Source organism: Cellulophaga fucicola, assembly GCF_900119145.1.
Classification (GTDB): domain Bacteria; phylum Bacteroidota; class Bacteroidia; order Flavobacteriales; family Flavobacteriaceae; genus Cellulophaga; species Cellulophaga fucicola.
This window is the reverse complement of record NZ_FPIY01000002.1, coordinates 219,036-236,395: the sequence shown is the minus strand read 5'-3', so window position 1 is coordinate 236,395 and position 17,360 is coordinate 219,036. Positions and strand designations below refer to the sequence as shown.

Annotated in this window: 24 protein-coding genes and 1 pseudogene; 22 read left to right on the top strand and 3 right to left on the bottom strand. The window is 30.5% G+C overall.

Annotated features, from left to right (window positions below; translation table 11 throughout):
- The first annotated feature begins 30 nt into the window (after positions 1-30).
- The 5 genes from BT107_RS07315 to BT107_RS07295 all read left to right on the top strand — a co-directional run bounded on the left by BT107_RS07315 (position 31) and on the right by BT107_RS07295 (position 6,442).
- Positions 31-1,440: an MBL fold metallo-hydrolase gene (locus tag BT107_RS07315; RefSeq protein ID WP_072303143.1), complete on the top strand. Its 1,410-nt coding sequence runs from the start codon at positions 31-33 to the stop codon at positions 1,438-1,440.
- Positions 1,441-1,631: 191 nt separating this feature from the next.
- Positions 1,632-3,002: an L-fucose:H+ symporter permease gene (gene fucP, locus BT107_RS07310; RefSeq protein ID WP_072303778.1), complete on the top strand. Its 1,371-nt coding sequence runs from the start codon at positions 1,632-1,634 to the stop codon at positions 3,000-3,002.
- 101 nt (positions 3,003-3,103) lie between these two features.
- A complete protein-coding gene (locus BT107_RS07305; RefSeq protein ID WP_072303142.1) occupies positions 3,104-4,153 on the top strand; it encodes a lactonase family protein in 1,050 nt (349 codons plus the stop codon).
- A gap of 86 nt (positions 4,154-4,239) precedes the next feature.
- Positions 4,240-5,601: an oxygen-independent coproporphyrinogen III oxidase gene (gene hemN, locus BT107_RS07300; protein WP_072303141.1), complete on the top strand. Its 1,362-nt coding sequence runs from the start codon at positions 4,240-4,242 to the stop codon at positions 5,599-5,601.
- 22 nt (positions 5,602-5,623) lie between these two features.
- Positions 5,624-6,442 (top strand): universal stress protein, encoded by an 819-nt coding sequence (locus tag BT107_RS07295; RefSeq protein ID WP_072303140.1) that lies wholly within the window; start codon positions 5,624-5,626, stop codon positions 6,440-6,442.
- 63 nt (positions 6,443-6,505) lie between these two features.
- On the opposite strand, the gene BT107_RS17725 is transcribed toward BT107_RS07295, so the two are convergent.
- Both BT107_RS17725 and BT107_RS17515 read right to left on the bottom strand, forming a co-directional pair.
- A complete protein-coding gene (locus tag BT107_RS17725; protein ID WP_280173623.1) occupies positions 6,506-6,637 on the bottom strand; it encodes a hypothetical protein in 132 nt (43 codons plus the stop codon).
- 93 nt (positions 6,638-6,730) lie between these two features.
- Positions 6,731-6,907 (bottom strand): hypothetical protein, encoded by a 177-nt coding sequence (locus BT107_RS17515; RefSeq protein ID WP_170854717.1) that lies wholly within the window; start codon positions 6,905-6,907, stop codon positions 6,731-6,733.
- Positions 6,908-7,091: 184 nt separating this feature from the next.
- On the opposite strand from BT107_RS17515, the gene BT107_RS07290 reads away from it, so the two are divergent.
- From BT107_RS07290 to BT107_RS07275, 4 genes are read left to right on the top strand one after another with little or no spacing between them, the layout of a single operon-like run.
- Complete coding sequence (locus BT107_RS07290; protein WP_072303139.1) at positions 7,092-7,421, top strand: YtxH domain-containing protein; 330 nt, start codon at positions 7,092-7,094, stop codon at positions 7,419-7,421.
- Positions 7,421-7,768 carry a hypothetical protein gene (locus BT107_RS07285; protein WP_072303138.1) on the top strand — a complete coding sequence of 116 codons (348 nt, stop codon included), beginning with the start codon at positions 7,421-7,423 and terminating at the stop codon, positions 7,766-7,768. The genes BT107_RS07290 and BT107_RS07285 overlap by 1 nt, the downstream gene beginning before the upstream one ends.
- A gap of 11 nt (positions 7,769-7,779) precedes the next feature.
- On the top strand, positions 7,780-7,977 hold the full coding sequence (locus BT107_RS07280) for a hypothetical protein (RefSeq protein WP_072303137.1): 198 nt from the start codon (positions 7,780-7,782) through the stop codon (positions 7,975-7,977).
- 56 nt (positions 7,978-8,033) lie between these two features.
- Entirely contained in the window at positions 8,034-8,351 is a 318-nt protein-coding gene (locus BT107_RS07275; protein ID WP_072303136.1) for a hypothetical protein, read from the top strand.
- Between the two features lie 64 nt (positions 8,352-8,415).
- Here the strand turns inward: BT107_RS07275 and BT107_RS07270 are convergent, their stop codons facing one another.
- Complete coding sequence (locus BT107_RS07270; protein WP_072303135.1) at positions 8,416-8,775, bottom strand: hypothetical protein; 360 nt, start codon at positions 8,773-8,775, stop codon at positions 8,416-8,418.
- Positions 8,776-9,112: 337 nt separating this feature from the next.
- Here BT107_RS07270 and BT107_RS07265 point away from each other — a divergent pair, with 337 nt between their 5' ends.
- The 13 genes and pseudogenes from BT107_RS07265 (at position 9,113) to BT107_RS07210 (ending at position 17,351) form a co-directional block, all read left to right on the top strand.
- Positions 9,113-9,529 carry a DUF4259 domain-containing protein gene (locus tag BT107_RS07265; protein WP_072303134.1) on the top strand — a complete coding sequence of 139 codons (417 nt, stop codon included), beginning with the start codon at positions 9,113-9,115 and terminating at the stop codon, positions 9,527-9,529.
- A gap of 136 nt (positions 9,530-9,665) precedes the next feature.
- Positions 9,666-9,929: pseudogene (locus BT107_RS17760) on the top strand (DUF4236 domain-containing protein); the annotation flags it as partial.
- A 93-nt stretch (positions 9,930-10,022) separates the two neighbouring features.
- On the top strand, positions 10,023-11,291 hold the full coding sequence (locus BT107_RS07255) for an RHS repeat domain-containing protein (protein ID WP_139254295.1): 1,269 nt from the start codon (positions 10,023-10,025) through the stop codon (positions 11,289-11,291).
- 128 nt (positions 11,292-11,419) lie between these two features.
- The gene (locus BT107_RS17720; RefSeq protein WP_280173622.1) at positions 11,420-11,542 is read left to right on the top strand and encodes a hypothetical protein; all 123 of its coding nucleotides are present in this window, start codon (positions 11,420-11,422) and stop codon (positions 11,540-11,542) included.
- Positions 11,543-11,584: 42 nt separating this feature from the next.
- A complete protein-coding gene (locus BT107_RS07250; protein ID WP_072303132.1) occupies positions 11,585-12,313 on the top strand; it encodes a hypothetical protein in 729 nt (242 codons plus the stop codon).
- A gap of 13 nt (positions 12,314-12,326) precedes the next feature.
- Positions 12,327-12,818 carry a hypothetical protein gene (locus BT107_RS07245; RefSeq protein WP_072303131.1) on the top strand — a complete coding sequence of 164 codons (492 nt, stop codon included), beginning with the start codon at positions 12,327-12,329 and terminating at the stop codon, positions 12,816-12,818.
- 56 nt (positions 12,819-12,874) lie between these two features.
- Positions 12,875-13,819, top strand: coding sequence for a hypothetical protein (locus BT107_RS07240; RefSeq protein WP_139254294.1), 945 nt, complete (start codon positions 12,875-12,877; stop codon positions 13,817-13,819).
- A 25-nt stretch (positions 13,820-13,844) separates the two neighbouring features.
- Positions 13,845-14,246, top strand: coding sequence for a hypothetical protein (locus BT107_RS07235; protein ID WP_072303129.1), 402 nt, complete (start codon positions 13,845-13,847; stop codon positions 14,244-14,246).
- The gene (locus tag BT107_RS07230) at positions 14,218-14,781 is read left to right on the top strand and encodes a Crp/Fnr family transcriptional regulator (protein ID WP_072303128.1); all 564 of its coding nucleotides are present in this window, start codon (positions 14,218-14,220) and stop codon (positions 14,779-14,781) included. Before BT107_RS07235 ends, BT107_RS07230 begins: the two co-directional genes overlap by 29 nt.
- A 104-nt stretch (positions 14,782-14,885) precedes the next feature.
- Positions 14,886-15,275, top strand: a complete 390-nt coding sequence (locus tag BT107_RS07225) for a RidA family protein (protein WP_072303127.1) — start codon at positions 14,886-14,888, stop codon at positions 15,273-15,275.
- Positions 15,276-15,378: 103 nt separating this feature from the next.
- Positions 15,379-15,978 carry a hypothetical protein gene (locus BT107_RS07220; protein ID WP_084639181.1) on the top strand — a complete coding sequence of 200 codons (600 nt, stop codon included), beginning with the start codon at positions 15,379-15,381 and terminating at the stop codon, positions 15,976-15,978.
- A 7-nt stretch (positions 15,979-15,985) separates the two neighbouring features.
- Positions 15,986-16,786, top strand: coding sequence for a hypothetical protein (locus BT107_RS07215; protein ID WP_072303126.1), 801 nt, complete (start codon positions 15,986-15,988; stop codon positions 16,784-16,786).
- Positions 16,787-16,973: 187 nt separating this feature from the next.
- Positions 16,974-17,351: a hypothetical protein gene (locus tag BT107_RS07210; RefSeq protein WP_072303125.1), complete on the top strand. Its 378-nt coding sequence runs from the start codon at positions 16,974-16,976 to the stop codon at positions 17,349-17,351.
- Positions 17,352-17,360: the final 9 nt, after the last annotated feature.

Here is a 17,360-nt window from a genome sequence, read left to right as displayed (position 1 = left end):
TTTTACGTCTATTGAAAATAGAAAGTGACTATGAATATAGAACAGATTTATACAGGATGTTTAGCGCAAGGCGCATATTATATAGAGAGTAATGGTGAGGTTGCAATTATAGATCCGTTAAGAGAAATAGATCCATATATAAAAAGAGCAACAGCAGATAAGGCTACTGTAAAATATATTTTTGAAACACATTTTCACGCCGATTTTGTAAGCGGGCACGTTTCTTTATCAAAGGCTACTGGAGCACCAATAGTTTTTGGCCCTAACGCTGTTACTAGTTTTGATGCTATTATAGCTAAAGATTTACAAGAGTTTAAAGTTGGTAACATTACTATAGTTGTTTTGCATACGCCAGGGCATACAATGGAAAGTACTACATACTTATTACGTGATGAAAACGGTAAAGACCACGCTATTTTCTCTGGAGACACTTTGTTTTTAGGAGATGTTGGTAGACCAGATTTAGCACAAAAAGCAGGCGAAATTACAGAAGAAGACTTAGCGGGCTTTTTGTTTGATAGTTTACGTACCAAAATTATGCCTTTAGCAGATGATGTTATTGTATACCCAGCTCACGGTGCAGGTTCTGCTTGTGGTAAAAATATGATGAAGGAAACGGTTGATACTTTAGGTAACCAAAAGAAAATGAATTACGCCTTACGTGCAGATATGACTAAGGAAGAATTTATAAAAGAGGTTACAGATGGTTTAGCACCACCACCAAAATACTTTCCTTTAAATGTAAAGATGAATAAAGAGGGGTATGATGATATTGATGTTGTACAAGAAAGAGGAACAAGACCTTTATCACCAGAAGAATTAGAAGTTATTGCAAACGAAACTGGCGCTATTGTTTTAGATGTAAGACACCAAAATGAGTATGTTAAGGAACACATTCCTAGATCTATTTTTATTGGTCTTAATGGTAGTTTTGCTCCTTGGGTAGGCGCTTTAATTGCAGACGTAAAACAACCTCTTATTTTAGTTGTATCAGAAGGGTTAGAGAAAGAAGCTATTACACGCTTATCTCGTGTTGGTTTTGATCATACTATAGGATATTTAAAAGGAGGAATTAAAGCTTGGAAAGCGGCAGGTAAAGAAATAGACAGTTTACGTTCTATTTCTGCAGAAGATGCTAAAGCTGAGGTTATAAATAATAATGCCACTATTTTTGATGTTCGTAAGGAAACAGAATTCCAAGCAGAACATATAGAAGATGCTAAAAGCACACCTTTAAGTATGTTAAATAATCATTTAGCAGAGTTTCCTAAAGATGAGCCTTTTTATATACATTGTGCAGGTGGTTACAGATCTGTAATTGCTGCATCTATATTAAAAAGTAGAGGTATTCATAATTTAGTAGATATTGCAGGTGGTTTTGCTGCTATGCGAACTGCAAATATGAGCATCACAAAATTTGTTTGTCCGTCTACTTTATAGTAAGCGTAAAAAATTAATATTTACAAAGGTTAAAGCCGTTTAGTGTATACTAAGCAGTTTTAACCTTTTTTATTTTTGCTCTGTATTTTGTTATAATTACTGAAAAAACATCGGTTAGTCGAAAAAAATAGAGTTACTTGATGTCTTTTAAATACATTGTACAGTATAAGAACAACCAAACAAACTACTATATGAAAACTACTGAAAAAATACCTGTTGTAACTAAAAAAATGCTAGTCCCATTTATTTTAATTACATCGTTATTTGCGTTATGGGGATTTGCAAATGCAGTAACAGACCCAATGGTATCGGCATTTAAAAAGGTATTAGAATTAAGTAACACACAAGCATCTATGGTACAAATGGCTTTTTACGGTGGCTATTTTTGTATGGCTTTACCTGCAGCAATGTTTATGCGTAAATATTCTTATAAAGTAGGTGTGTTAATTGGTTTAGGGTTGTTTGCTACTGGAGCATTACTTTTTTACCCAGCGGCAGTAACAGAGCAGTTTTGGTTTTTTTGCTTGGGATTATATATTTTAACTTTTGGCTTGGCTTTTTTAGAGACAGCAGCAAACCCATATGCCTTAGCAATGGGGGCAAAAGAAACAGCTACACAACGTTTAAATTTAGCACAAGCTTTTAATCCGGTTGGTTTAATAGCTGGTATTTTAATTGCTAAGTTTTTTGTTGCAGAGAAATTACAATCAGACGATTTTGATAATTTTGCGGCTTTAGACTCTGTTAAAAAGGCAGCGATAACAGCATCAGACCTAGCAGTAATTAGAGATCCTTATGTAATATTAGGATTGGTGTTAATTGGCTTTTTTGTGTTGTTTTTGGTAAGTAAAATGCCTCAGAATACAACAGAAGGTAAAATGCCAAGTATAAAAGAGACTTTTAAAGAATTGGCTTCTAATAAAAAGTATGCATTAGGTGTTTTAGCGCAAATACTATACGTTGGTGCGCAGATTATGTGTTGGACGTATATTTATCAATACGTAGAAGGATTGGTAAATACAGGAGCCTTTGCAGAAAGTTACATTACTGTATTTGGTACAGAGGTATTAAAAGACGGATTTTATTATCAAATTATAGCATTTTTACTTTTTGTAGTAGGTAGAGTTATAGGAACAGCAATGTTGCGTTTTATGAGTGCCGGCAAACTATTATCTAGCTTTGCAGTATTGGCAATTGTATTTGTTTGTGGCACAATATTTATAGATGGTATGTTTGGCTTGTACAGCTTGGTTGGGGTGTCTTTTTGTTTGTCTTTAATGTTCCCAACAATTTATGGTATTGCTTTAGAAGGCTTAACAGAAGACCAGTCTAAAGTAGGTTCTGCAGGTTTAATAATGGCAATTGTTGGTGGTGCTTTAATGCCGCCATTACAAGGCCTAATAATAGATTTAGGAGGTTCAGGAGTATCAGACACTACAGTATTGGGCGTGTCAGAGATTAATTTCTCTTTTGTACTGCCACTTTTTTGCTTTCTGTATATTGCTTGGTACGGTTTTACAGTGTATAAAAAGTACGAGTCTAAAGTTGCTGCATCAGTTTAATATCATAATCTAGATTCTTAATGTTATAAATTTTTAGACGCTATAGAGTTGTATGTGTCTTTTATTTGTAATTTGTGATTGAAATAATTAGCATTAAAATTATGATAGTATTGGTTGGTGGTTACACAGAAAAAATGTCTGAAACCCTAATAGGAAAAAGTAAAGGAATTTATATTCTAAAATGGAATGAAGACTCTGGAAACACTACAGAAATAGGATACTTATCACTTAAAAATCCTAGTTATTTTGTTTACAATGATAAGAACGATTGTTTGTATGTTATTGAAGAAATAGCATACGAAGACACACCAAAATTAAAAGCTTTTAAATATAATGGAAACGGTAATTATACCTTAATAGACGAAAAGTTTATACACGGTGCTTACCCGTGCCATATTGCAATTTCGCCTAATGGTAAGGAGCTTGCGGTTGCCAATTACGGTACCGGAAATGCAGAGGTGTATGCCATACAAAAAAATGGTACTATACAAAATGCCCAAATACTACAACATACGGGTAAAGGTGTAAACCCAGGAAGACAAGAAGGTCCGCACGCGCATATGTGTCTGTATTTTAAAAACAGAATGTATATAACAGATTTAGGTTTAGATGCTGTTAAAACCTATGAAAAAGGGAATAATACTGGTTTTATGAACAGGGCTAATTTAGATTTTAAAGTGCCAGCGGGTAGCGGTGCCAGACATTGTGTTTTTCATCCTAGAAAAGACTTTGTATATGTATTAACCGAAATGTTTGGAACAGTAAATGTGTTTTCAACCAAAGACAGTACACTGTTGCAAACCATAAAATTATTGCCAGATTCGTTTACAGATCTACCAGGTGCGGCAGCCATCAGAATAACTGAAAATGGTAAATTCTTATATGCATCAGAAAGAACCACTAGTCAGATTATAGTTTTTAAGATTGATAAAAAATCAGGAGAATTAGTATTGGTGCAACGTATAGATGGAGGCGGAAAAACACCAAGAGATTTTAATTTATCTCCGTCTGAAAAATGGTTGTTAGTTGCTGGTCAAAGCTCTAACGATGTTACTGTTTTTAAGGTAGATAAAGATTTGGGTACACTAACACAATCTCATATTATAAAAGAATTAAACACACCAACTTGCGTGCTTTGGCATAAAGCTTAAATAAGCACTGTATTTTAAGAGTATGATATTTGTCATAGTTCTGGCCCTAAATAGCCTGTATTTTTACCTTAAAATACGCTATATAAATGTGCAATTTAGTTCAGAAATACAATATACCAGGACCTCGCTATACAAGTTACCCAACCGTACCTTATTGGGACAATACTACATTTTCTGGAAAAGAGTGGGAGCAAACGCTTATACAATCTTTTACAGAAAGTAATCAAAAAGAGGGAATAAGTCTATACATACATTTGCCTTTTTGCGAGAGTCTTTGTACGTTTTGTGGTTGCCATAAAAGAATAACTAAAAGACACGAGGTAGAAACACCGTATATACAAGCTGTGCTTAAAGAGTGGCAATTGTATTGCGATATTTTGCCAGAAAAACCAATTGTAAAAGAATTGCATTTAGGTGGTGGTACGCCAACGTTTTTTACTCCAGAAAACTTACAAGAGCTAATAAACGGTATTTTTAGAAAAGCCAATAAAGCAACTGGTTACGAGTTTAGTTTTGAGGGGCACCCAAACAATACAACTAAAGAACATTTACAAGCATTATATAACGTAGGCTTTAGACGTGTTAGTTATGGTGTACAAGATTATAATTTAACGGTACAAGAAGCTATACATAGAGTGCAACCTTTTGAGAATGTTAAAAATGTTACCAAATGGGCTAGAGAATTAGGGTATACATCTATTGGTCACGATATTATTTTTGGACTTCCTTTTCAGACATTAGAGCACGTAGAAGCTACTATTTTAAAAACAAAAGAACTATTACCAGATAGATTGGCTTTTTACAGCTACGCGCACGTGCCGTGGTTAAAAGGAAACGGACAGCGTGGTTATAGAGATGAAGATTTGCCAACTGCAACGCAAAAAAGAGAGCAGTACGAGAAAGGAAAAAACTTACTTGCTAAAGTAGGGTATAAAGAAATTGGTATGGACCATTTTGCTTTAGAGGCAGATAGTTTGTATGTGTCTATGGAAACCAATAAGTTACATAGAAACTTTATGGGCTATACAGCATCTAAAACCCAAGTAATGATAGGTCTTGGTGCTTCTAGTATTAGCGATAGTTGGTATAGTTTTGCTCAAAATGTAAAAAGTTTAGAAGAATACAGTCATTTAGTACTTAACAATATAATTCCTATTTATAGAGGGCATATTTTAACAGAAGAAGATCGAATAATAAGAAAACATATTTTAAATTTGATGTGTAGGTTAGAGACTTCTTGGAGCAATGGAGAAGAAGAATTTGCGCAATTGCCAAATACTTTAGAAAAATTGCAAGAAATGGAAAATGACGGCCTAATAGAAATTTCTGCTGCAAAGCTTACTGTTTTAGATAAAGGAAGACCTTTTATTAGAAACATATGTATGGCTTTTGATGTTTTGTTGCATCAGAAAACACCGCAAACAAGATTATTTTCAATGACTATTTAATTATAACCTATAAATGTAAACTATGAAAAAAATTATTGTACCAGTAGACTTTTCAGAACAATCTAACTATGCACTAGAAGTAGCTGCGTCTTTGGCTAAAAAGCACAATTCAGAAATTATTATTTTGCATATGCTAGAGTTGTCTGCAACTATGATTTCGTCCGCAGGTATGCCACAAGAACAGGTTGTATTTCTATTAAAGTTAACAGAGAAAAGATTAAAAGAGTTTTTAGATAAGCCATTTTTAAAAGACATAACTGTTACACCTATTATAAAACACTATAAAGTTTTTAGTGAGGTTAATGAGGTTGCCGAGGAGCATAATGCAGATTTAATTGTTATGGGGTCTCACGGAGTAGATGGTTTAGAAGAAATTTTTATAGGTAGTAATACAGAACGCGTTGTGCGTAATGCAACAGTACCGGTTTTAATTATAAAAGAAGAGATTAAAGATTTTAAAGTAGAATCTATTGTATTTGCTTCTAATTTTGAAGAAGAGAATATTACTGCTTTTCATAAAGTAAAATCTTTTGCCAATCTTTTAAATGCTAAAGTAGACTACGTGTATATTAACACACCTGGAGATAACTTTTTAAGCACAGAAGATGCGTACTCTAGAATAGCACAGTTTATATCTAAGACAAACGCAGGTATAGAGGTAGAAATTTACAACGATTATACGGTAGAAAAAGGAGTGCTAAACTATAGTGCAACTACAAATGCAGATTTAATTGCAATGTCTACTCACGGTCGTAAAGGTGTATCTCATTTCTTTATGGGTAGTATAGGAGAAGATATTGCCAACCACGCCATAATACCAGTAGTTACTTTTAAAATATAACAAAAAAAGAAGCAGGTTTTTAAAAACCTGCTTCTTTCATTTTAACCAACTATTACAACTAAATTATTCTTTCTTCTTTTTATCGGTCATTAAAAAGCCAACTACAATTGCTACAAGAGTAATACATACTAGAGCAAAAATGGCTATCATTATTTTACCATTACTTAGGTTAGATAAGGCTATAGATAAATTCATTTTTATGGTGGTTATTAAAGTTCTACAGTGTAAAGATACTATCTGTAGGGTTCCTTAAATATGATATTTATCAGTTTATCGTTTTTACCAATATTAAATATGACTAGAAGTAGCAAATACACTAATTAATAGTGCTACAATTATTATAAAGACAATTATAAAAGCTACAACTGTGATCTTGTTTTTCTGAAACAAGTAATTCCTAGTTTTTTCGTTTTTGTCTTTAATAAGCTTCATATCTTCTTCTCCTTGTTTAGTGTCTTTTTTCATTGTTATTTGTTTTTAGTGTTGTGTTACAATTATATAAGAATTTAGTGGTGTTTATTAGCGCAATAGCTAAAAAAGGTAACACAAATGCTTTGTTGTAAATGAGTTAAGCTTTGCATCATTTACGTTAAAGAATAGGCAAAAGAATTCTGACCTTTGTTGAACAAACAAATAAATATATAAAACTATGAGTAACAATAGCAACACAGTATTAGGAGTATTAGCCGGAACCGCAATAGGAGCAGCATTAGGAATTTTGTTTGCCCCAGATAAAGGTGTAAACACTAGAAAAAAATTAGTAGACGAAGCCGTAGCAACAAAAGAATCTATTGCAGATACAGCTTTAGATATTAGAAATACAGTAGCATCTACAGTGGTGGCTAACAAAGAAACCTTAGACTCTAAATTAGAATCTTTAGTATCAGACGCTAGTTATAAGGCAGACGATGTAATAGGACAATTAGAGAGCAAACTTAAAGAGTTAAAGGCTAAGAACAAGAAATTACAGAAGTCGTAATGAGCGTATTAAAATCCATAGACAAAACGGCAACCGAAGCTGCAGCGACTGGAAAACAATATGTAGAGGTATCTAAAAAATACTACGAGCTTAAAGTTTTTCAGCAGCTAACAACCATATCTTCTTATGTGGTTAAAATGGTAATCCTAGGCGGACTATTGTTGTTAGCATTTTTGTTTATGGCAATTGCAGCTGCATTAGCTTTGGGAGACTTGTTTAACAGTATGCCTTTAGGGTATTTATCAGTTGGCGGAATTTTTATTATTATTTGCCTACTGGTGTATAGTGGACGAGGATTTATAGAGAAAATATTAATTAAGAATATGTCTAAAACGTATTTTGATTAAAACCAGAAACTATGCAATACAACTCGTTTAAAGAAATAGAATTAGATTTAAAAAGACTTAGTCTGCAACGCCAAATATTGGTTGAAGAATTAAAGCAACAAAAACACAATGTTGCCGAAGATTTAAAACCATACAATTGGGTTAATTGGGCATTAAAATTTGCACGTAAGTACGGAGCATTAATGCTAATTAAAAAAATATTTAAGTAAAAACAACTCGTTTTTACACAAGCTACGTCTTTTAACACACTTAAAACACACACATTATGGATCATAATTATGCAAAAAGTGAAAGAAAGAACATAGAAAAATACCAAGATAAAGGCTACAAAAGCAACTACAATGTAAAAGATGATAGTTTGTTAGATGTAGCTACCAAAAAGAAATATAAACCAGAAGAGGTCACTGTAGTAAAAGAGTATAGGTACGAGGGTATGAGTAACCCGTCTGATATGTCTATACTGTATATTATAGAAACTGCAGATAACAATAAAGGAACAGCCCTTATTGGTTACGGACCATCTGGAGATATAAATGCCGCAGAATTTTTTAAGGCAATACCAAAAGAGAATTATAAAAGTTAAGGTACCTCCTTAATGCAACCCCACATATATAAAAGCAACACTATTTTAGTGTTGCTTTTTTTGTTTAGTTTAATAGCTCTTTTTTCTCTTTAATTCTAAAGCAACGTTCTTCACCTAAGTAATTAGGATCTCCGTGTTTCTCTGACCAAAAACCATCTAGAATATCTTTAGAAACACATTTATATACCACAACACCCTTAAAAATAGCATTGTTCTCGCCTTTGTAGTTAAAGTTAATCACCAGAATATTGTCTTTAAAAAAACCAGTACCCATTTGGTATTGCTCACCATTAATAAACCACTTAGCTATAAACCTGTTAGTAGCATCTAAAACAAGCGTAAGCGTGCCTTTGTAGGTGCTATTGTCTGCATCTTGGTTGCTGCCTATAATAGAGAATGTACCAACTAAATCTTTACTGTGCATTTAGGTATAAGTTAATAGGTGTAATGCATTTTAAAATGTACTACACGCAGTTGCGGCTATAAAGAAAGTAAAAAATAGATTAACACATACACCTAACAATTACGTTCGTAAGCTCTTTTGCAAACAAACACCTAACATACCATTTATGTAGAATTTTGGTGCAATTACACATTTCCGTAATTGGGGTAGAAAAAAAGTTTTTATATTGTAAGAAAAATAGAAGTAAACCACGATGCTGTATGTGCGTTTACACTACCATATTGGTTAAATTACCACTATGATTTGAGTTTATATGTAGTTGTAAAATATTAAAACGAAACTAACTAAAAAATATATTATGGGAGCTTGGGATTACGGAATATTTGATGACGATACTGCTTATGACTTTACTGATGAAATAAAAACTGATGCAAAAACATTTTTCAAATCTTCATTTGAGAGTGCAATCAACTCTGATTATTTAGAATATGATGAATGCCATATGGTAACTGTTTCTGCTGCTTATCTCGACAATTATTTAAATGGAACTAAGTATAGAACAGATAGCGAAGAAGAAAAAGACGAAAGTAATGTGAATATGTTCAGTAAGTTAAATTTAGATTTAAAGCTTGATGATTTAAAAGAACCTGCAATTAAAGCATTGGATATAGTGATAAGTGAAAAATCTGAATTAAACGAACTTTGGTCTGATAACGAAGAACTTTATCCTAAATGGAAAAGAAACTTAGAAGAATTAATTAGCCGCTTGAAATAAACGTTTTACAACAATGCCTATAATTAATACGGGTTTTGGAGCTTAACCCAAAGTTTAGTATTTATTTACAAAGTCCGATAACTATAAAATTTGGTTTTAAAAAGATAAAACAAAAAATTATGGATTAAAATTTAGAAGAAGGCAAAATCTATTTCCTGGTTTTTATGTAAACTTTAGTGCCAGTGGAATAAGTACCACCTTAGGAATAAAAGGGTTTAATGTTAACCTAAATAAAGATGAAACACCTGATAGAAGGTTTAAGGATAATTATAAAATTCCAATAGCACGCTATGGAGAATTTATTTTCAAAAGTAATACTGGAGTTTTTGAGGTTTTTCTTTTTAGTAACGAGGATTATTCAAAGAAGTTTTCTGAAAAATATAATGAATATATTAAATAAAATACTGAAGCTAACAAATTTTAAAAAGATATGAAAAATAATGCACTTACATTTTTATTGATCTTCTCTTTTTCAACATTATTTTCACAAGCTTTGAAAGTAGAACTACCTGAAAAGCTAGATTACGAAATATATTGGAGAGATTTTAAAAGTAAAAATAGATTTGAGTTAGATTTTAAAAACATTACCAAATCAAATAATGAATATTGGAGAAATAGGGCAGATTTACGCTTTGAAGGAGGTGAAGACTATGCACAACATTGGAATCACCTAACGAAGAAGATAATGTTTATTGAAGAACATATTTACGAAGACAAAAAAGGAGAAAATAATGAAAAAGAATACCTCAATATTTACAAATTTAATTCATTCGGAAATATAACAGAAAAAGTATATTCTCGTTTTAACGGAGATTCAAAAATTAAAGAGACTTTTAAATGGGACGAGCATCAAAATATTATAGAATATATTAAATATAGCTTAAGTGAATACACTAATAATCAATATGAAATAGAAGAAAAACAAATATTTAAATATAACAATAAACATCAGCTTGTATTAAAATTAGGGCAAAGGCCAGAAAAAATAATATATACTTACAATACTGCTGGGCTAATTAGCAAAATTGAGCATTTTGGTTGGGAAACTGGTCCATATTCAGGCGTTATAGCGACTACCTCAGATATTACAGAAGAGGCTTTAGAAAAATACACTAATGAATTAAAAAACACACCACTTATAGCATATACTTTTGAGTACGACAGTCGTGGTAATATAACTTTAGAAAAGAAAGAAGATTTAGAAGACAATGAAATATTGTTTAATCATTTATATGAATATAATGAAGATAATTTACTTTCTAAATTTAGTGTAGATAGTTATATTTTTGAATACTTCTACGATGATTCACATTTACTAATTAAAGAAGTTCTAACTAATACAGAAACAAATGAAGTCTTAAAATCGACCAGTGTTTACAATAAATCAAAACTGTTAACGTCTAATAGTTCTAATGGGAGCTATGGAAATAATATTTATCAGCATGATTATAAATACGACGATTTTAATAACATTATTGAAGATAAATTATCCGTAATTAGTTTTATGGGTAAAAAACAAAGGTATATTTCTAATTTTGAATATGATTCTAAAAATCAATTAGTGAAAGGTACTACACAGAGCGAATATCATTGGATTGAAAAATATGATTATGATAACTTAGGAAGACTTTTAAATTATACAAGAACAGAAACAATGGATAATAAAATCTGGAATGAATTCAGGTCTATTTATGATGAAAATGGAGGTGTAATAGAAGAAGTTTGGAATGAATTAATAAAACGAAAAATTGAATATTATTAAAAAGCAACAGGGAATAATGTGATGTAAATCATATGTAATATTGGCTTTAGATTGGTTTGCGAATATCAATGAAGTCCGCTAAATATAAAATTTGGTTTTAAAAATAAAACAAAATAAATATCAGAATAATGAAATATAAAGTAATAGTTGGGGCAATAGCCTTTATGGTTTTGGTAGCTTTCTTGTCTGAATGGGCTAATTTTAAAGCAGGGTTGTTTGGTGAAGCACCAATTGAAAAAGTACATAAATAGCTATATATTCTTCTTATAAATAACCATTAACAGTAATAAAAAATGAAAGTCTTTATCATCATTGGGGTAGTTTTACTTATTTTAATTTCTGTCTGGTATGCTAAAAAATCTGGTGCAAATGCTGAATTTCATAATAATCAGAAACCATTAAAAGTTTCAGACAGTACAGATAAGCCTGTAAATTTTGGATACAAAATGGTTTGGATTGCTGTAAAAACAAATCAGAAAAATAGACTTGCAGAAATAATAAAATTAAAGAATATTAAAAAAGCCAACTGGGAAACAGGAATTGAAGCGGCTTACAATGATGGGATTTTTATTACTCCCCAAATAGGAGAGTGGACTTTAATAACAGGAATAGGAATACCCAATAAAGGAGATAGTCTAGAAAATATTTTAGAATTAGAGAATTTTATAAATGATTTGAGCGCGGAATTTGGAGAAGCTCAGTTCTTTGGTACGCACCGTGTAGTTGAATTTCATAGTTGGATAAAATCTATAAATGGAAAAACGGAACGTATTTATTCTTATGTAGGAGAAAGTATGGAAACTATAAAAGTATTTGGCGTACCAACTGAAGCTGAGGACGGACTAAACTTATTTAATTCTTTATCAAAAGAAGCAGAGCAAGAAGAATATTTTGAGCGTGAAGATTTAAATTTTGCTGATGAAACGTTAGTGATGAGTATAGCAGAAAAATGGAGTGTTAATCCAACAAAGCTATTGGAACGGACAGACATAAAAAATGAGTTAGGATTGGTAGGGAAATAAATACTACAGCTAAATGAAACAGTACAGTTTAAATGAAAAGATAATAGTACTTAAGGTGAAAAAAAGCCCACTCTTTATTAGAATTGTTATGTTCTTCTTTGCTTTTACATCATTTCTTATACCAGTAGTAGCTACTATTATGTCAATTGCAATTGGAAAAGGATTACAGATAGGGTACTTTATTGGTTTATTCTTATTTGGACTTATAGGGTTTAGACTTTTAAAAATTGCTCTTTGGAATACTTATGGTAAAGAGACTATAATCTGGAATTCATCAACTTTAAAATACGAAGCAAATTATAGATGGTTTAAGGATCAAACAAAAACTATCAAATTAAGTAAGATAGATTTTTTTATAAATAAAATAGGATACGCAGAAGAAAAAATAGGAACATTGGTTATAGGAGATGAAAGTGAAAAAATAGAATCTGCTATTAAAATACCAATAGTTCAGATTGAGAAATTGATAGTGAAATTAAAAAAGATAGAACAAACTGGTGTATAACTATAATTAAGGCAAATTAGCTTATTGTGCAAGCAATGATTATTCAAAAAAAACTGATGAAAAAACAAACATTCTTTCTCCTTTTTATTATTCTAATGTTACAAAGTTATATTGTAAAATCTCAGCAAACATTTGTAACTCCCTCAAGTTATATAGATAGTATTTTTAGTGCTGTAGAAAATAATGATTTTAAAAAATTTAGAAGACAGTTTGATTCTAGTGAATTAAAAAGGATTGACCACTTGAAGAAAACACAAAAAGGAAGTAAAATGCTTGAAAATTTTATTCTTTATGCAGATAGTCAAGAAAAGATACTAGTAAATAATTATAGGGATATAAGCGATACTATAAAAAAGTATAATTTAAAACTTGATAATCAATATTATAATACATTTAAATATTTTATAAAACCAAATGCAAATAATGAACCAGAAGAGAGAACAGCTAGCGTAAGTTTTAATTTCTTAAAAGATTCTTTAATTATTACCATTTCTCCATATTACTATAAATTGTATAAATATAATAACCAGTGGGTTTCTAAAAATAAATTAGAAATAGAAAATTATAAACTAAGTAAAATTTCTTCTCAAAAAACGTACTTTATTAATGAGTTAAATGAAGACTTTTATACTTATGGCGTCAAAATTTTTAATCTAATTAAGAATAAAGATTTCGAAAATTTAAGTAAAGAATACCCTCAGGAAAAAGAATATGATTTATTAGATGCTCCAATGAGGTCAGCAAGAGAACTTCCTAATTATTTGCGAGAAAATAAGGCTAAATTAAATAAGGGTTTTTATAAGTTAGAAATTTTAGAGTCAATTATACCTGAAAAAACACAGGTTAGATGGCACAAAAAACAATACAGATATGAGGCTAATATGGAGATAAGGTTATTTATGAAAACTAGTAAAGGAGATAGGTATTTAAATATAATTTGTTTACCTACAAAAAATAGGATAATGCTTTATAACATAGATACAGATCTAGATTTACCTTAATCATAATTAAGTACAAGAGTAACAAGTGGAATTTATACACAAAAAACAATATGCAATACCAATAATACTTGTTTTTGGATTTTGTATGTTTTACAAACCTGTAATTTGTTTTTTAATTCTAGGTTCTTTCCTTAAACTAATAGGAATTAAATCTTGGGCTATTATAAAGGGTATTAAAAACAACGGAATTGAATGCGTAGGTAAAATACTATTCTATGAAGCTGATAAAGAAGGATATAAAACACCTATAATTGAATTTAAAGTTAAAAATGGACAACAGATAAAGAAAAAGCCATACTATTATGCATCAACCAATTTAAGTAAAATTAAATCTTACAAAGACAAAATTAATGAGCCTGTAACTGTCTTGTATAATAAAAATAATCACCTCAATTTTGATGGAAGAAAAGTTAAGAGATCATATTAAAAAAATAGTACTTCTTACAGATGATGAGTTGTCTTATGTGTTATTGCATTTTTCGTTAGCAGCATATAAAAAAAATGAATTTCTTATTCAGCAAGGAGAAAATGTAGATAACTGTTATTTTGTTGTTTCTGGGCTATTAAAACTAGTTTATAATGACAAAGAAGGAAAACAACATATTGTTTCTTTCGCAATGGAAGATTGGTGGGAAAGTGATTTTTCGGCTTATTTTACGCAGTCAAAAGCTAAAATGTCATTACAGTGTATAGAAGACACTATGGTATACTCTTTAAGTCTTAAAAATTATCAAAAACTATCTGCTAAGCTGCCTAAAATGGAGCATTTCTTTCTCCAAAAATCTAACTTAGGGTTTATTGCTTCACAAAATAGAATTTTATCGTTTTTAACGTCAAATGCTAAAGAAAGGTACGAGCAATTACTTAAACAATACCCTTTATTATTTCAACGAGTTTCTAAAACTCTTTTAGCTTCGTATTTAGGTGTTTCTAGAGAGACGCTTAGTAGATTTTCTTCTTAAAAATTTTCCGTTTTATAATAGTGATGTTTGTCACGTTAAAACAATGCTATAATGTAAATATTTGCAGCACAAGACAATTATGTTAGCAAGAAAAAAAATAACAAATGGAAAAACGAATTACCAACCCTTGGAAATGGCAAAATGAACGAGGCTATGTACAAGCAATTGAAGTAACAAAACCTGAAGGTACACTATATATTTCTGGACAAACTGCCATAGATGCTAATGGTATATCTAGCAATGCGGATATGAGAACTCAATTAACCTTAACTATAGAAAATTTAGAAAAAGTTATAAAAGAAGCAGGGTATGAGTGTAAAAATATTGTGAGGTTAAATATGTATACAACTTCTACAGACGAACTTTTTACTTGTTTTGATGTTTTTCTAAACTGGATAGCTTTACATAACATAAAACAGGCAAGTACATTATTAGAAGTAAAAAGTCTTTTTGAAAAATTAAAAATAGAATTAGAAGTTACTGTAGTAAAATAGCATTTAATTAAGGTTTTAAAATAGTATATTGTTCAACTTAAAAATAAGAGTATTTTTAAATCGTTACTACTTTACTAAAGATGTCACGTACTATAAACAATAAATGGGAGTAAAACACATATTTATAATAATTGGGTTGTTACTACTTATCGTAATTGTAGGAGCTTACATTTATATTAAAGCACTTGGTAAAATGTGGGTTGTTAATACACCAGATAAAAGCCCTTATTTTATAACCACAACACCAATTGTTGTAAACGGTATACTGTTGCCCCAAAAAACAAAAATAACATATAAAAAGCGTCATTCTTGGGTAAAGTATGAGCAAAAGAAACCACTAAAAAATAAAGATATTACTCAGATTTCTTTAGATGCAGGAGTTACAATAGAATGGGGCGGGGTACCAATTACAAAAATTATTAAATTCTTTAACCCAGAAATGATTGGCTATACTTTGTATGCAGATTTTAATAACTTAAATAAAAACAAAGAGACAGAATTTTCTAATCTTTGGAAAAGTTGTGATAACAGCTTAGGTATAGCTATTAAAAACCCAGATGATTGGTCTTTTGATAAAGATAATATTTTGGATGTAGAATCTTGTAGTGTTGTTTATCAACGATATTTTAAAGAAGATATAGAACAACAACTATTTTTAGATAAGCTGTATAGGGAATTGATGAAATTAGATATTAAAAATTAAAATAAAATTGAAGAAACTACTTAAGACGCTATTAAAACTACTCCTTTTTGGTGTATTAACTGTAATTACTCAGATCGGCGGAATTGTTTATCTGGTAAGTTTACTTATATCTAAAAAATGGAATAAAAAACTAAAGTTTAAAACAGGATTAATTTTTATAGGGTTGTATCTTTTTTCTACGTTTTTAATTGTTCCTTTTATAGCTCCAATCTTTGGACGAGAAAGAGTAAACCATTCAGAAAAAATAAAACCAACAAATTATATGACGGTTTTATTAAATAGAAATTATGTAAGACCACAGCTAAACAATCTATTAAGTAAAACAGCTAAAGAACTATCTGCAACAGCTATAGAGATTCATTATTTAGATGCAAATTTTCCTTTTATTAATAAGTTTCCGCTACTTCCGCATTTAAGCCATAATGACGGAAAGAAGATAGATCTAAGTCTAATTTACCAAACAGAAAACGGGATTATAAAAAACGGGCAAAAATCTATTAGTGGCTATGGTGTTTTTGAGGATCCTACAGCTAATGAATATGACCAAGTTACAAAGTGTATTAGTAGTGGTTATTTTCAATACGATTATCCAAAATATATGACGTTCGGAAAAATAAATAAAGGCTATGTGTTCTCTAAAAAAGGAACAAAAAAGTTGATAAAAAGTATCTTAAAAAATCAAAGTTTAGGAAAACTATTTATAGAACCTCATTTAAAAAGTAGAATGAGTTTAAACGATACTAGAATTAGATATCACGGTTGTAGGGCAGTAAGGCACGATGATCATATTCACATTCAATTAAAGTAAAAATAACGAACACAGTAGTGTTTATAGCGAATTAGATGGGTGATTTATCCAAAGAAGGACCTTCCCTATAAAGTATCCTCTTTATTACGAATATAGATTTTACAGCAGCACATATAAATTGTGTCTCCTAATTTTAGAGCTGTAGTGCTATTTTTATACCTATAACTTCTAAACGATATTTAAACCAATGAAATTATTTTATACAAATTACGGAACTAACGAAACTATTGAATCTAGTAACGCCATAGAAGTAACTGTAGAGTCTGCTATACGTACGTTTTTAGAATTATTAGACGGATCAGAAAACTTTTTAGGACTGGTAGATGAAAACAATAACTGTATACAGTTTGTAAATGAAGAAAATATATGGTTGTTAGATATTCCTAAGCCACCTAATTTTATAAACCTACAGGCATATGTTAACGATAAAGAATGTTTAGCTATACTAGAAGATTGTATTACAAAAAATGAAATAAGTGTAAATGTAAAACTATATAAAGTGCATATTATGGATGAAACCTTAAACGATGTGCTGTCTAGGGAACAAAATAAGAGCATTAAATAGGTATCTCTA

Excerpts from the sequence above, each read along its gene's own strand:
- BT107_RS07315 (WP_072303143.1), top strand. The coding sequence starts at position 31 with ATGAATATAGAACAGATTTATACAGGATGTTTAGCGCAAGGCGCATAT.
- fucP (WP_072303778.1), top strand. The coding sequence starts at position 1,632 with ATGAAAACTACTGAAAAAATACCTGTTGTAACTAAAAAAATGCTAGTC.
- BT107_RS07305 (WP_072303142.1), top strand. The coding sequence starts at position 3,104 with ATGATAGTATTGGTTGGTGGTTACACAGAAAAAATGTCTGAAACCCTA.
- hemN (WP_072303141.1), top strand. The coding sequence starts at position 4,240 with ATGTGCAATTTAGTTCAGAAATACAATATACCAGGACCTCGCTATACA.
- BT107_RS07295 (WP_072303140.1), top strand. The coding sequence starts at position 5,624 with ATGAAAAAAATTATTGTACCAGTAGACTTTTCAGAACAATCTAACTAT.
- BT107_RS17725 (WP_280173623.1), bottom strand. The coding sequence starts at position 6,637 with ATGAATTTATCTATAGCCTTATCTAACCTAAGTAATGGTAAAATAATG.
- BT107_RS17515 (WP_170854717.1), bottom strand. The coding sequence starts at position 6,907 with ATGAAAAAAGACACTAAACAAGGAGAAGAAGATATGAAGCTTATTAAA.
- BT107_RS07290 (WP_072303139.1), top strand. The coding sequence starts at position 7,092 with ATGAGTAACAATAGCAACACAGTATTAGGAGTATTAGCCGGAACCGCA.
- BT107_RS07285 (WP_072303138.1), top strand. The coding sequence starts at position 7,421 with ATGAGCGTATTAAAATCCATAGACAAAACGGCAACCGAAGCTGCAGCG.
- BT107_RS07280 (WP_072303137.1), top strand. The coding sequence starts at position 7,780 with ATGCAATACAACTCGTTTAAAGAAATAGAATTAGATTTAAAAAGACTT.
- BT107_RS07275 (WP_072303136.1), top strand. The coding sequence starts at position 8,034 with ATGGATCATAATTATGCAAAAAGTGAAAGAAAGAACATAGAAAAATAC.
- BT107_RS07270 (WP_072303135.1), bottom strand. The coding sequence starts at position 8,775 with ATGCACAGTAAAGATTTAGTTGGTACATTCTCTATTATAGGCAGCAAC.
- BT107_RS07265 (WP_072303134.1), top strand. The coding sequence starts at position 9,113 with ATGGGAGCTTGGGATTACGGAATATTTGATGACGATACTGCTTATGAC.
- BT107_RS17720 (WP_280173622.1), top strand. The coding sequence starts at position 11,420 with ATGAAATATAAAGTAATAGTTGGGGCAATAGCCTTTATGGTTTTGGTA.
- BT107_RS07250 (WP_072303132.1), top strand. The coding sequence starts at position 11,585 with ATGAAAGTCTTTATCATCATTGGGGTAGTTTTACTTATTTTAATTTCT.
- BT107_RS07245 (WP_072303131.1), top strand. The coding sequence starts at position 12,327 with ATGAAACAGTACAGTTTAAATGAAAAGATAATAGTACTTAAGGTGAAA.
- BT107_RS07240 (WP_139254294.1), top strand. The coding sequence starts at position 12,875 with ATGAAAAAACAAACATTCTTTCTCCTTTTTATTATTCTAATGTTACAA.
- BT107_RS07230 (WP_072303128.1), top strand. The coding sequence starts at position 14,218 with ATGGAAGAAAAGTTAAGAGATCATATTAAAAAAATAGTACTTCTTACA.
- BT107_RS07225 (WP_072303127.1), top strand. The coding sequence starts at position 14,886 with ATGGAAAAACGAATTACCAACCCTTGGAAATGGCAAAATGAACGAGGC.
- BT107_RS07220 (WP_084639181.1), top strand. The coding sequence starts at position 15,379 with ATGGGAGTAAAACACATATTTATAATAATTGGGTTGTTACTACTTATC.
- BT107_RS07210 (WP_072303125.1), top strand. The coding sequence starts at position 16,974 with ATGAAATTATTTTATACAAATTACGGAACTAACGAAACTATTGAATCT.